The organism is Pontibacter pamirensis, from assembly GCF_010015475.1.
GTDB lineage: Bacteria > Bacteroidota > Bacteroidia > Cytophagales > Hymenobacteraceae > Pontibacter > Pontibacter pamirensis.
On sequence record NZ_SSNI01000037.1, the window covers coordinates 1 to 13,160 of the forward strand.

9 protein-coding genes and 2 tRNA genes are annotated in these 13,160 nt (G+C 47.3%); 7 read left to right on the plus strand and 4 right to left on the minus strand.

Translation table 11 applies throughout. The features are described 5' to 3' along the window. The first annotated feature begins 231 nt into the window (after window positions 1–231). Together E1919_RS21785 and thiL are read left to right on the plus strand one after the other, a co-directional pair. Window positions 232–588, plus strand: coding sequence for an endonuclease domain-containing protein (locus tag E1919_RS21785; RefSeq protein ID WP_162055535.1), 357 nt, complete (start codon window positions 232–234; stop codon window positions 586–588). Between the two features lie 200 nt (window positions 589–788). Next, entirely contained in the window at window positions 789–1,814 is a 1,026-nt protein-coding gene (gene thiL, locus E1919_RS21790; protein ID WP_162055536.1) for a thiamine-phosphate kinase, read from the plus strand. Window positions 1,815–2,066: 252 nt separating this feature from the next. Here thiL and E1919_RS21795 read toward each other — a convergent pair whose 3' ends face one another. After that, window positions 2,067–2,435 (minus strand): hypothetical protein, encoded by a 369-nt coding sequence (locus E1919_RS21795; protein WP_115564926.1) that lies wholly within the window; start codon window positions 2,433–2,435, stop codon window positions 2,067–2,069. A gap of 188 nt (window positions 2,436–2,623) precedes the next feature. Continuing rightward, window positions 2,624–4,033 carry a 23S rRNA (uracil(1939)-C(5))-methyltransferase RlmD gene (rlmD, locus tag E1919_RS21800; RefSeq protein WP_162055537.1) on the minus strand — a complete coding sequence of 470 codons (1,410 nt, stop codon included), beginning with the start codon at window positions 4,031–4,033 and terminating at the stop codon, window positions 2,624–2,626. A gap of 438 nt (window positions 4,034–4,471) precedes the next feature. On the opposite strand from rlmD, the gene E1919_RS21805 reads away from it, so the two are divergent. Next, entirely contained in the window at window positions 4,472–5,284 is an 813-nt protein-coding gene (locus tag E1919_RS21805) for an SDR family oxidoreductase (protein WP_162055538.1), read from the plus strand. Between the two features lie 179 nt (window positions 5,285–5,463). On the opposite strand, the gene E1919_RS21810 is transcribed toward E1919_RS21805, so the two are convergent. Then, complete coding sequence (locus E1919_RS21810) at window positions 5,464–6,087, minus strand: SH3 domain-containing protein (RefSeq protein ID WP_237144751.1); 624 nt, start codon at window positions 6,085–6,087, stop codon at window positions 5,464–5,466. A gap of 181 nt (window positions 6,088–6,268) precedes the next feature. Here E1919_RS21810 and E1919_RS21815 point away from each other — a divergent pair. The 4 genes from E1919_RS21815 (at window position 6,269) to E1919_RS21830 (ending at window position 11,677) form a co-directional block, all read left to right on the plus strand. Further along, window positions 6,269–6,341, plus strand: a tRNA-Lys gene (locus E1919_RS21815). A 158-nt stretch (window positions 6,342–6,499) separates the two neighbouring features. Further along, window positions 6,500–6,572, plus strand: a tRNA-Lys gene (locus tag E1919_RS21820). 140 nt (window positions 6,573–6,712) lie between these two features. Further along, a complete protein-coding gene (locus E1919_RS21825) occupies window positions 6,713–7,330 on the plus strand; it encodes a DUF4403 family protein (protein WP_162055540.1) in 618 nt (205 codons plus the stop codon). A 543-nt stretch (window positions 7,331–7,873) separates the two neighbouring features. Next, a complete protein-coding gene (locus E1919_RS21830; protein WP_162055541.1) occupies window positions 7,874–11,677 on the plus strand; it encodes a DUF5689 domain-containing protein in 3,804 nt (1,267 codons plus the stop codon). A 113-nt stretch (window positions 11,678–11,790) separates the two neighbouring features. Here the strand turns inward: E1919_RS21830 and E1919_RS21835 are convergent, their stop codons facing one another. Continuing rightward, complete coding sequence (locus E1919_RS21835; protein ID WP_162055542.1) at window positions 11,791–13,155, minus strand: hypothetical protein; 1,365 nt, start codon at window positions 13,153–13,155, stop codon at window positions 11,791–11,793. Window positions 13,156–13,160 lie beyond the last annotated feature (5 nt).

Here is a 13,160-nt window from a genome sequence, read left to right on the forward strand (position 1 = left end):
GCTGGGAGGATGGAAGCCACATGAAAAGAGAGCAGGTGTTATCACCCTCCACCGCGGATACATGGAATTCTGTAAAATCTTCGATGGGTGGATGCTCGCGCAGAAATTTGTGTCCTAATCGTAGCCTCGGAGGGGCAGGGGAGCCTGCTGTTCCTGATTCAGACTGCTCTCGTTTATTGCAGCCTTCATCCAGTTTATACACCTAATAGAGGTAAATTAGTATAATAGATTATGGCGCTGCATAACAGGAAATACTTAAAAGAGAATCGAAGAGAACTGAGAGGTAGTTTAACACCCGATGAGGCGGAACTTTGGAAATACCTAAAGGAGGGCCAGCTTTTAGGTCGCAAATTCAGGAGACAACATAGTATTGGAAATTATATTCTAGACTTCTACTGCCCATCTGAAAGAATAGCCATTGAACTTGACGGCCAGGTTCACCTAAACTCTAATGCTGAATACTTTGATGAGAAACGGGACCAAGCACTTAAAAGCTTAGGCATGAAGGTGCTGCGCTTTAAGAATAAGGAGGTGTTCGAAAATCATGATGCCATGCTACAGGAAATCAGCAGTAGCTTCAGTAAGTAAAACTCCCCTCCTTAGAAAATGAGGGGCAGTGGTGGTTGGACCCAGTACCGCAAATTATGAACTGTAGCAAAAGCGGCAACTAAAGCAATTGACTTCACAAAACAACTGGCTAACTTACAGAGGTGCAAATCCTGTAAACAACACCAAATTACTTCTTGCCTCAATTTCCGTATCTTTGCACATCCAAAAGAGATAATATTATGAGTGACTATACCCCGCTTAGCGAACTCGGTGAGTTTGGCTTGATTAAGCGAATAAAAGAGAAGTTTGAGTTACAAAATGCGTCTTCAGTGAAAGGCATCGGCGACGATGCCGCCGTGCTGGAGCCGCAGGAGAAGCAACTGGTGGTGACAAGCGATATGCTGCTGGAAGGGGTGCATTTCGATTTGACGTTCTGCCCGCTGAAGCACCTGGGCTATAAGGCTGTGGCAGTGAATGTGTCTGATATTGCGGCCATGAATGCAAAGCCAACCCAGATTACAGTGAATATTGGTTTAGGCGCACGCTTTACCGTGGAAGCCGTGGAAGAACTGTACGAGGGCATTCGCCTGGCCTGTGAAAACTATAAAGTAGACTTAATTGGCGGCGATACCACCTCGTCCAGAGCGGGGCTGGTGATTAGCGTGACAGCGATAGGGGAGGTAGCCAAAGGAGAAGCCGTGCTGCGCAGCGGTGCCCAGGTGAACGACCTTGTGTGTGTGACAGGCGATTTAGGTGCGGCTTACTTAGGACTTCAGGTGCTGGAGCGGGAGAAGCAGGCGTTTATGGCCAACCCCGACATGCAGCCGGAACTGGAGAACAAGCAATACATCGTGGGCCGCCAGTTGCGGCCAGAGGCCCGTATGGATGTGGTGTATGAGCTGAAGGAGCTGGGTGTTAAACCTACTTCCATGATAGATATTTCGGATGGCTTAGCCTCTGAACTGATGCACATCTGCAGCCAGTCGGGAGTGGGCGCTACGGTTTACAAAGACAACCTGCCTGCCGATGGGCAGATGCTGGAGACGGCTGTGGAGTTTAACCTCGACCCAATTACGTGCATCATGAACGGCGGTGAAGACTACGAATTGCTCTTTACTATACCACTAACTGACCATGACAAAGTGAAGAATCACCCCGACATCACCATCATCGGCAAAATAACAGAAGCCAGCGAGGGCGTGAACATTGCCAACAAGCACGGGCAGGCTTTCCCGCTAAAGGCGCAGGGCTGGAGTCATTTTTAAGGATTGAAAGATAAAGGACTGTTTGACAAAGTACTAAAGACTTCTCAAAAACAAGAAAAGCAGCCAGTGTGGCTGCTTTTCTTGTTTTACAGTTCTTGTAACAGGACAACAACACTAGCATCACACTACAGACTACTGCTATTCTGCTACATGAAGATTTAGCGTATGCCTTCGTTAAAATAATGTTCTTTGTCTTGTATCCTTCCTTCCTTCCTTCCTTCCTCCTTTGTCCAGTAGTCCTTCGTCTTCAAACTAATCCTCCGGAAAAGGGATAAACACGAAGTTCTGGAAGTCTTCGTCTACCACGAAGAGGCAGCAGTATTCATCAGGGTCTTTATAGGCGGCTTTAAAATCGTCCACTTTATCAGGCATGACCAGCTGCCGCTGCACGAAGTCTTCTAAGTAAGAGGCATTGATGTGCCACTCAAGCGCCGCTTCCTCTTTTGCCAGGAAGACAGAGCCCACCGGCACCTGTGTGCGGCTGAACACGAAAATCGGGTACTCTGATATTTTGCGTTTACGCACCTGGTATGATGCTTCTTTCAGCGTCTCGGCCACCACTACAAAATCTTTGGAGATGGTGCCAAGGTATTTACCATTTAATTCCGGATCGTTTTCCATATTTCTTTCTGCGTATCAGGTAGCTTTTATCACGTAGCTCAATACTTGTATCAGGTAGTTCGACTTTAGGGTTAAGGATTATGTATCAAAAGACTTTCATACCTTTTCCTGTAGTTTTCTGTCAGAAGTCTTTCAGTCAAGCGAAAGTATCGTCGTGCTACTTGTTACGTGCTTCGTGATACGCGTTTTTATTTAGCGGTTAACAATACAATATTTTCAACGTGGTGCGTTTGCGGAAACATGTCTACAGGTTGCACGCGCGCCACCTTGTACTTTGGAGAGAGCAACTCAAGGTCACGGGCTTGTGTGGCTGGGTTACAGCTTACATACACAATGCGCCCTGGGTGCACCTGCAATAGCTTTGCTATCACATCCTCGTGCATGCCGGCACGTGGTGGGTCCGTAATCACGACATTAGGGCGTCCATGGCGCTCCACCAGTTCATCGGAAAGAATATCTTTCATGTCTCCTGCATAAAACGTGGTATTGGTGATGTTGTTGATCTGGGAGTTAATTTTGGCGTCTTCTATTGCACTCGGCACATACTCAATACCGATTACCTCACGACACTGTCGGGCCACAAAATTCGCAATCGTTCCGGCGCCGGTATAGAGGTCATACACCAGTTCGTCTCCTGTCAAGCCTGCAAGCTCCCTTGTCAGTTTGTAAAGTTCATACGCCTGGTCTGCATTGGTCTGATAAAAAGACTTTGGCCCCACACGGAATTGAATACCCTCCATCTCCTCGTGTATATAAGGCAAACCATGGTAGCACACTACCTCCAGGTCGTGGTAAGTCTCATTGCCTTTGGAATTCACCACATACTGCAGCGAGGTAATTTCCGGAAAAGTCACCTTCAGGTGCTCCATAATTCCCAGAATCGCCTCCCGGTCATTTCGGAAAACCTGCAAAATAACCATCAGTTCTCCGGTATTGGCTGTCCGGATGATGAGGTTGCGCAGGAAGCCTGCCTGCTTCACCACATCAAAGAACTCCAGCCCATGCTCCCGGCCATACCGGCGCACTTCCAGGCGAATGGCATTCGACGGGTCCGGCTGCAGGTAGCAGTGCTGTATGTCCAGGATCTTATCGAAGCGGCCTGGTATGTGGAAGCCCAGCGCATTGCGGTCGAACTCTTCCACTGACTTTATCTGCTCGTTTGTAAGCCAACCGTTAGGGGAGAACGTAAATTCCAGCTTATTTCGGTAGTACCTGGTTTTGGCAGAACCCAGGATAGGGCCAAACTCCGGCAGCGCCACTTTGCCGATGCGCTCCAGGTTGTCCTTCACCTGCTTTTGCTTGTAGTGCAGCTGTGTGTCGTAGCCAATGTGTTGCCACTTACAGCCGCCGCATACCCCGAAGTGCTCACAGAAAGGTTCCACGCGCAGCTCTGAGTACTCCCGGAAAGCAACAGGCACGGCCTCTAGAAAGCTTTTCTTTTTGCGGGTAACGCGCAGGTCTACCACGTCGCCGGGAGCCACACCGGCCACAAAAATCACCATGTTGTTATGGCGCGCCAGGCATTTACCCTCCGCCACCATCTCCTCGATTCTTATATTTTCGAGTATCTCGAATTTATTTTTCTTCTGTTTTCTCACAATGCTGCAAAATTAATCAAAATAGAGGAGAAAAGGGCAGGAGTGTAGTTCTGATAATGAGGTAATCGCCTTTTGTGGCTGAACTTGCGCATAAGTGTCAGCGGAGCGAACTGTCGATAGATATAAAATTTATGGAATTTTTTAGCTCCAGAGGAGCGACCTATTGGAGGTATGTGTACAGGCCGCTCCTCCGGAGCTAAAGTCGTTCTGAGGACATTGGTCCATCAACAGGTCGTCCCGCTAGGACTTAAAACATTTTTTAAATAATTTTTTGTGATATCTGAACAGAGATGTATAACCATCTTCTGATGGCTTCAAAACTATAGGATTGCTTTAGAAGGATATACCAGTTACGGTAGTTCCATCACCTAACTATCAACAAAAAGCTATCAACAATAACCTTTATCTTTGTAACTCTAATTAAGTGATTTCATCAGTATGAAAGACAAGGTAGTATTAATCACAGGCGGCACGTCCGGTATTGGAAAGGCCTGTGCCTTTGCTTTTGGCAGGGCAGGGGCAAAAGTGGTCTTTACGGGGCGTAACCTTCAGAACCTGCAGCAGACTTCGCAGGAACTAACAGCGGCAGGCATCAACAACCTGCCTGTGCAGGCAGATGTGAGCGTGGAGGAGCAGTGTGAGCAAATGGTGCAGAAAGCTGTGAACAAGTACGGTCGCTTGGATGTGCTGGTAAACAACGCAGGAATCTCGATGCGCGCCCTTTTTGAGGATCTGCACCTGGATGTTATTCGAAAAGTGATGGACATTAACTTCTGGGGCACTGTATACAGCACAAAGTATGCGCTGCCTTATATCAAAGCAGGCAAAGGCTCTATTATAGGTATTTCTTCTATAGCCGGCTACCGGGGGCTCCCTGCCCGCACAGGTTACTCCGCTTCCAAGTTTGCGATGCACGGTTTCCTGGAGACACTGCGCACCGAATTGCTGCACCAGGGGGTGCACGTAATGGTAGCATGTCCGGGTTTTACGGCCTCCAATATTCGGAACACTGCGCTGGCAGCAGACGGGCTCCAGCAGGGGGAGTCGCCACGGGAGGAGGGAGACATGATGACGGCAGAAGAAGTAGCAGAACGCATCCTGAAAGCCACCCAACAACGCAAGCGCGACCTGGTGATGACCTTCCAGGGAAAGTTGACGGTATTCCTGAACAAGTGGCTACCCGGCCTTACCGATAAGTTGGTGTTCAATGTAATGGCGAAGGAGAAAGATTCGCCGCTGAAAAAAGGATGAAAGACAAAGAATTTTGGATAAAAGAGTATTTAAAAATAGGAAAAGCAGCCATATTGGCTGCTTTTCCTATTCTATAACTCATAATTACACTTCTGACAATAAGTACTGAGTTGTTAATGAATGTGCGTCTGTCTGTTTGTTAAGGTAGTCCTTTGTCCTTCTTCTTTCATCCAAAAGAACTAAGGCAACTCCAGCAGATTGCTTTTCCGGATAAAGGCTTTCTGGCCCTTCCATTCAATTTCGTACCAAATGTCCTGCTCTCCTCTGATAGGTACTTTGTGCCCTTCCGTAGCCGTAGCCAGCCAGGAGCCACCTGCAGAGGGAGCCGACATAATGGCTACGTGGTTTTTCGTGATGATACCTGCATCCCCTAAGTTCAGGAAGTTAATATAGTAGAGTATAAACAGCAAGTACAGTGTATAACTGATTTGAAAGGTTTTGCTGAACCGGTGACCCTTGCGCCATTTGAAGAACATGACTGTGGCCGTGACAACGGCAGCGAGCAGCATAAGCTCCAGCATACGCATATAGTGTTTACTGAACTGCGTTTTGAAGAACAGCAGGTCGTTGTACTCATAGCCCTGGAGACGATGCGCCTGCGCTAGTTCTTCCATCTTTCGCAGTACCGATCGGCTGGGTTCTTTCGTATAAAAAAGATGCAGGTAATACATAGCACCGGTATAGTCGTGCAGGCCTTCTTTGATGTAAGCCATTTTCAGGAGCATCTGGGGTGAATACAACTGCTCATGTAAGATTTGCTCGTATAAATCAAAAGCATCGGTGTAGTGCTGTTTTTGAAACAAAGAATCTGCCGTTGCCAGTGTTGTTTTATCTGCTTGAGCGTTAGCTGGTTTAACCAGAAACGTCAAAAAAATGACTAAAAATGCAGATATTTTAAACCAAAGGTTTTGCATTTAAGAACTTAGCTGTTAGTTTTGCATCGCAATTCAGGGAAACGCCCTGAGAAACGCAAGTTAATAAAAAGATTCTGTAGCTCAGCTGGTAGAGCAATACACTTTTAATGTATGGGTCCTGGGTTCGAATCCCAGCGGGATCACAAATAAAATAAAAAGCCTTTTCTGAATGAAAAGGCTTTTTATTTCTACTCTTGCTGAAGAGAAAGCAGGATGAATTTATAGCTAAAACGGAAAATAACTTTTGGCTGTTAAAAATTATTAACTACCTTTGCACTCCCAAATAACGGGAACTAGTACTGATTCTGTAGCTCAGCTGGTAGAGCAATACACTTTTAATGTATGGGTCCTGGGTTCGAATCCCAGCGGGATCACTTTTAACGCCTCAAACAACTGTTTGAGGCTTTTTTTTTCTACTTTTGGTAATATTAGTATATTGCTATAAAACTTAGGAAAGCATTCAGCAGGAAGCCTTATCTTTCCCTCACAAACAACTACACGGGTAGGTATATCTATGGAGAACGCTATTAAAATTCATCTGCCGGTATCTGTTTCATACCCAGCTTTGGAAGGGCTAATGCAGAAAAAAATGGTTGGTGACTTTATTCCCAGGCCAGAAGCAGGTGTAGACACACCACCATACGCCCAGATACTGGATGTTGGACTTGCAGGAAGCAGCACAGGTGACAATGATGTTATCCTCCGGATCAAACTGAAAATTCTCCGAACAGTTCTGAAGCGGGATCAGGTTGATTTATATGTTCTGGCAACACTCGGTTACGACAATGCGGCGCAGCAACTGTTTGTCCGGAAGTTTTCGATGGATGCCAAAACCTCCAGCGGTTTCTATAATACGGCTTTAGAGGTGCTGGTCAATAAAGTAGCCTATAATCAAATCATAAAAAAAGCAAGGGTCAACCTGAGCGAGATTATATCAGCAGAGCTGCTAAAAGCCAACGGCATGTTAGAAACAGGACTGGATCTGAAGGGCAATAAACTAGTGGGAGCAGTTCAGGAGGTTCGTGTACAGCATGTCATGCCTCAGCCCAAACAGGTTTCTCTTTCGTTTGAACTACTGGCGGATTTGAAGCTTGAGGTTCTTGATCTGATTAGCCTCATGCCACCAAAATAGGTGCTCATGCTTTTCCCTTAGCAAATTAAGATAGAATAAACTAACTCATATAGAAGCCCGGCTAATCACCCTGATTAGCCGGGTTTCTTGTATTCAAAGCTATTAGCGCTACGTTAGCTGCACTGTCCAGAACAGGCTGGAGTTAGAGAAACAGGTGAAAAATCTTCTAAGGGATAGCAGGTAGAGAGTTAATTCAAAAAGCGGTAAGTGTACCTGAAGCCTGATGAGGAATCTGTTGAAGCTGTGTTGGCTTTCAGGACCAGCAGATAAGAAAGCAGGAGAAAGTTAAAGGTGTTAAATATAATTATTATAATAAAAAAAGAAGTTTTATCACTGTGGAGTTACTTCAATGCAAAGGTACTAAAAATATGCAGCCTACCTCTTGACAAGCAAATAATGCCCATTTACATGCTTATTTGAAGCTTTGGCCTTGCTTTATTGCTGAACCGCCATAAATAAAGATTAGATAATACTTTCTATCCTAAGTTATTAGCTATAGTAGCTAATTTTGTACTTGTTCTATGTATTATCAAATCTTACAAAATGAAAAAACTTTTACAAAGTATGTATGGCTTTGGCATACTCGCTTGTCTGGGAATGACAAGCGAGGCGCTGGGCCAGGATGTATTTATTAATGAAATCCATTATGACAACGCAAGCGCAGACGTTAATGAAGCCATTGAAGTTGCCGGACCTGCCGGTACAGACCTCACAGGTTGGAGCCTTATGCTCTATAACGGCAACAACGGTGCGGCATATGACACCGAGGCGCTTACTGGTGTCATCCCGGACCAGAGCAATGGGGCTGGCACACTCTATTTCCCAGTAGCAGGCATACAGAATGGTTCACCAGATGGTATAGCTCTTATTGATGCTGCCGGAAACGTGGTGCAGTTCCTGAGTTATGAAGGAGCTTTTGCGGCAATAGGTGGTCCTGCTGATGGCATGAGCAGCACTGACATCGGTGTAAGCCAGCCAGGTACTGGTCCTGCCGACTTTTCACTTCAGTTAACCGGGACCGGCCGTACGTACAGTGACTTTACCTGGGCTGCAGAGACCTTAAACACTTTTGGAGCAGTAAACACAGGCCAAAGCTTTGGAGAAGGCGGTGGCACTAACCCTGAACCAGAGCCAGACCCAGAACCTGAGCCATCTACCACCATCGTTTTTATAAACGAAATCCATTACGATAATTCAGGTACTGACGAAGGAGAGGGTGTAGAAGTAGCTGGTTTAGCTGGCACTGACCTGACAGGCTGGCAACTGGTGCCTTACAATGGCAACGGTGGTGGTGCTTATAGCACCCTTACCTTATCCGGGACTATTCCGGACCAGCAGGCAGGTTTTGGGACCATTTTCTTTCCTATTAGTGGCTTGCAGAATGGAGCTCCGGATGGCGTTGCCCTTGTGGATGCCGCTGGAAATGTCATACAGTTCCTGAGTTATGAAGGGACTTTTGCAGCTACCAACGGTCCTGCCACCGGCTTAACCAGCACAGACATAGGTGTGGAAGAGGGTGGTAGCACGCCGGTTGGTTTCTCACTTCAGCTAACAGGTACAGGTTCAGCTTATGAGGATTTCACCTGGGCTGCCGAAAATACCGCAACGTATAGTGCAGTAAACAACGGACAGGTGTTTTTGCCTTTGCAGGACATTGTCTTCATCAACGAAATACACTATGATAATGATGGGGCAGACACTGGTGAGGCTATTGAAGTAGCCGGACGTGCAGGTACAGACATTTCAGGATGGAGTCTGGTATTGTATAATGGTAACAACGGTGCACCTTACAACACAACCGGACTTACAGGCATTATTCCTGACCAAAACAACGGCTTTGGCTTTGTAAGTGTTACCTATCCGGCTAACGGCATACAGAATGGAGCTCCGGATGGAGTAGCCCTAGTTAACGCCGATGGTGAGGTAGTGCAGTTCTTAAGTTACGAAGGAACGTTTACCGCTGTCGGTGGACCTGCCGACGGTCTTGAAAGTACGAATATAGGAGTGGAAGAAGCCAGCACAACTGCAATTGGCTACTCTTTGCAGCTTACCGGAACTGGTTTTACTTATGAAGACTTTACCTGGAGCGAACCAATCAACAGTACCTTTGGTGCAATAAATGCAAGCCAGGACTTTGGTGGCGGAACGACGAACCCGGAGCCAGTTGAGCCACAGGAAGTAACCATCGCAGAAGCACGCGGCCTACCTTTGGGAACACCGGTTATCGTGAACGGCACCCTGACTGCGACTGACCAGCTTGGAGGCCCTGCCTTTATCCAGGACGGCACGGGTGGTATCGCCCTGTTCGATTACCAGGTACAAGCCGAGGATGCCTTCAGCATCGGGGACTCTATACAGGTAACAGCTTCTATCGGGGCCTTTAACCAGCAAGTGCAGTTAATAGAGGTAACCAATATGGAGAGCTTTGGTGCGGCCACGCAACCTATAGCGCCTGTGCAGGTAACTATTGCAGAGCTGAACAGTGCGCTGGAGGGCCAGCTGGTGACAATTCCGAATGCATCATTTACTGACATCAGGGGCCTGCTTTTTCCGGAGAGCAATTACACCATCAAAGATGGCACCGCTACCATAGACCTAAGAATAGACGGAGACGTGGAAAGCCTGGTGGGCCGTGAGGTTCCGGATAACACCGTGAACATGACAGGTGTGGTCGGAAGCTTCAGAGGTACGCTGCAACTGCTGCCGCGCTTTATCGAAGACCTGCCGGGCACCACGCCTTATGAGCCTGCAGGAACTGAGATTCCTATCTCGAGAACGCTGGACGTCATGACCTGGAACATGGAATTCTTTGGTTCTACCATTCCTACCTTCGGGCCAACGGATGTGCAACTGCAGCTGCAGAACGCTGCCCGCCTGATAGACAGTGTGCATGCAGATGTAATAGCCGTGCAGGAAATATCAGATGAGAACCTGCTGCAGCAACTCGTGGACATGCTGCCAGGCTATGCCAAAGTATGCTCCGACCGCTTCTCTTATTCTTATAACGGGCCAGATCCTACCTTCCCTGAGCAGAAACTTTGCTTTATCTATAACACAGAGGTAATCACGCTTGTAGATGAGCGCGTTATTTTTGAAGAACTGTATGATGCTGCCCGCTCAGGTGTCAGCACCCCACTGGATATGTATCCTACCTCTCCTTCTTCTTTCTGGTCAAGCGGAAGGCTTCCGTACATGATTACAGTAGATGCTACCGTAGAAGGTGTAACGGAGCGGGTGCAACTTATTAACATTCACGCAAAGTCTGGCGCCGCCAGCGCCGACCTCATCAGGAGAAGTTTTGATACGCAGGCGCTGAAAGACACCCTGGAACAGTATTATCCTGATGCCAACATTATTCTGTTAGGTGACTACAACGATGATGTGGATGAATCGATTGGTGGAGGACCATCTACTTACAGCAACTTTGTGCAGGCGGAAGACTTTAGAGTGGTTACGTCGACATTAAGTGAAGCCGGCCTCCGCTCTTTCATTGCGCGGGATAATGTGATTGACCACATCACCATCAGTAACGAATTGTACGATGATTACCTGGTGGGCTCTGCTTCATTAGTCATACCGTTCAATTGGATTGAGAATTACGCCAGCACCACGTCCGACCACTTGCCGGTTTTCACAAGGTTCGAGTTTACGGAGCCACTTATGATGGATGCCGGTGCTGATAAAACAGTATATTATGGTTATGCTCCTGAAGCCTGCACCACGCTATCAGCCAGTGCAGCTACGGGCGGTGTGGCAGGTTATACCTATACCTGGAGCAATGGCCAAACAGGCCAGACAATAGAGGTTTGCCCGCAGGAATCAACTACCTACACCCTAACGGTGACAGATTCAAGAGGTGTTTCTGTTACCGATGAAGTGCAGGTGTGTGTGGTGAATGTTAGCTGCGGTGATACGAACAATCCGAAAGTGCAGGTATATTACAACCCGACTGGTAAAGAAGGAAAAGGCCATAGCCTGTGTATATCAGAAAATGCGGTTCCGGCGCACCTTGCCTTGGGCGCTGTTTTAGGAGACGGCACTGCAACTTCCTGCGATGGCAGCCTAGTTACACCTGGAGCGGTTAACCTGAAGGAACTGTTTTCGCTGGTGGTATACCCGAACCCGGTCTCAGATTACCTGAACATCATTTCAGATAAAGTAGCAGACTGTGCAGTAGAGGTAATGCTCTATGACATAAACGGAAACGAGGTGTATAAAAACAGCCACAGCATCCAAAACAGTAGCCTGAGCATCGACATCCGAAATGTGCGCCTGAGCAAAGGTCTCAATTACCTGAAAGTGAGCAGCGAGTACGGCACCCAAACCATGCGTATTATTAAGAACTAACTTAATACAAAACAGAATTACAAAAAGCCCCGGCCTCAGAAGCCGGGGCTTTTTGTTTATAGCAACAGGGTGTACAGCTGTCAGTAAAACATTTAAAACAAAATTTTAAGCGGCTAAGCTTCGGTCTTATATAAGGTTTCGAAGAGTTTGTGCTTGTAAGTGGAATATTCCTTCAGTACGGCAACCAAGGCAAACATCGCACCGCCTATCAGCAATGGATAGAGCAGGTACAGCAGCGGGTGTATGCGGGGCAGAAACAGCATGCTGAACAAAAAAATCGCAATGAAATTGAACAGGTAAGAGGTTTTTGTACTGAAACTGAACATGCCCCCTTTCACAGCTATCGGACTCACAATAGAGGCGATAATGCCGAGGGGCGTCAGCACCAGAATAGAAGCAACATACATTAGCACGATGAACAGCGCATTCTCATGGTTAAAGAAGGTGACATACATAAACGTCAGCACAGCATCCATTAGCAGGGGCACACGCAGCGGTAGCAGGCTTGCTTTGATGAAATCTTTATAACTGCCGCTGCTGCGCTCAATCGTTAACCACAGGTTGCGGTAAAAGCCCCACACGTTGTTGAACACATAAGAGAATATCACCAACGGCCCCACAAAAATCCACAGCGACAGTATATCGTCAAAGATGTGATTTCCCTTTTTTAGGTAAGACACTGCATCAACTGCTAAAATGAGGGCCTTGAACACCATTCCAAAAATAAGCATCTGCCTGGCCATCTTGTGGTTCTTAAAGAGGCGCCATCCGAGGCTACGGCGGGCATTGCTGCTGTCGTTTACTACCTTATGACGGGCATCTGCTGCGGCATGCTCTAAGAAATAACTGGCCGTGATAAAGAAGCCAAGTGCCGCAGCATGTACCACCAGCATCAGCCAGTATGAAGTGGGCCTGAACATGGGTACCCGCACCTGTAGCGCCACAAAAGCAGCCGCCATTACTGCAGCCATAAAAAAGTAGCTGTGGGTCCAGCGTATTCTGCGCTCCACAAACACCTGCAGCGAGCGGAGGGTGACGTGAGCTGTCAGCATGACCAGTAGACTCTGCAGGAGATGCACAAAGTCATAGGCCGGTGCCATCAGGAACAGGAATATCAGGAAGTTAAGTGCTATAAAGTAAAAAGGTGAAACCAGTTCTACTGCCAGTTCCGTCCAAAATTTCTGTAGCGGCGGAATAGGGTATATGCGCTGTATAACCCCCGACTTGGGCACATACGCCGGGAAGAAGCCCCGTAGGATAATGATGACCAGCAGAAACAGGTTAGCATACTCCAGCACTTGTTCTGGGCTTTGGCGTATGGTGCCGCCTTCCTGGGCCTGCTGCAGCAGATAAGAAAACATCAAACTGTAAATACCAGCTAACAAAATGCCTAAACCAAGCAAAAGTCCCCGCTGCTTTGGTTTCTGTCTGAAAAAACCATCAATTCTTGCGCGGCAGGAGAAAAGTATTAAATCCATCGGCA

Excerpts from the sequence above, each read along its gene's own strand:
- E1919_RS21785 (WP_162055535.1), top strand. The coding sequence starts at position 232 with ATGGCGCTGCATAACAGGAAATACTTAAAAGAGAATCGAAGAGAACTG.
- thiL (WP_162055536.1), top strand. The coding sequence starts at position 789 with ATGAGTGACTATACCCCGCTTAGCGAACTCGGTGAGTTTGGCTTGATT.
- E1919_RS21795 (WP_115564926.1), bottom strand. The coding sequence starts at position 2,435 with ATGGAAAACGATCCGGAATTAAATGGTAAATACCTTGGCACCATCTCC.
- E1919_RS21805 (WP_162055538.1), top strand. The coding sequence starts at position 4,472 with ATGAAAGACAAGGTAGTATTAATCACAGGCGGCACGTCCGGTATTGGA.
- E1919_RS21825 (WP_162055540.1), top strand. The coding sequence starts at position 6,713 with ATGGAGAACGCTATTAAAATTCATCTGCCGGTATCTGTTTCATACCCA.
- E1919_RS21830 (WP_162055541.1), top strand. The coding sequence starts at position 7,874 with ATGAAAAAACTTTTACAAAGTATGTATGGCTTTGGCATACTCGCTTGT.
- E1919_RS21835 (WP_162055542.1), bottom strand. The coding sequence starts at position 13,155 with ATGGATTTAATACTTTTCTCCTGCCGCGCAAGAATTGATGGTTTTTTC.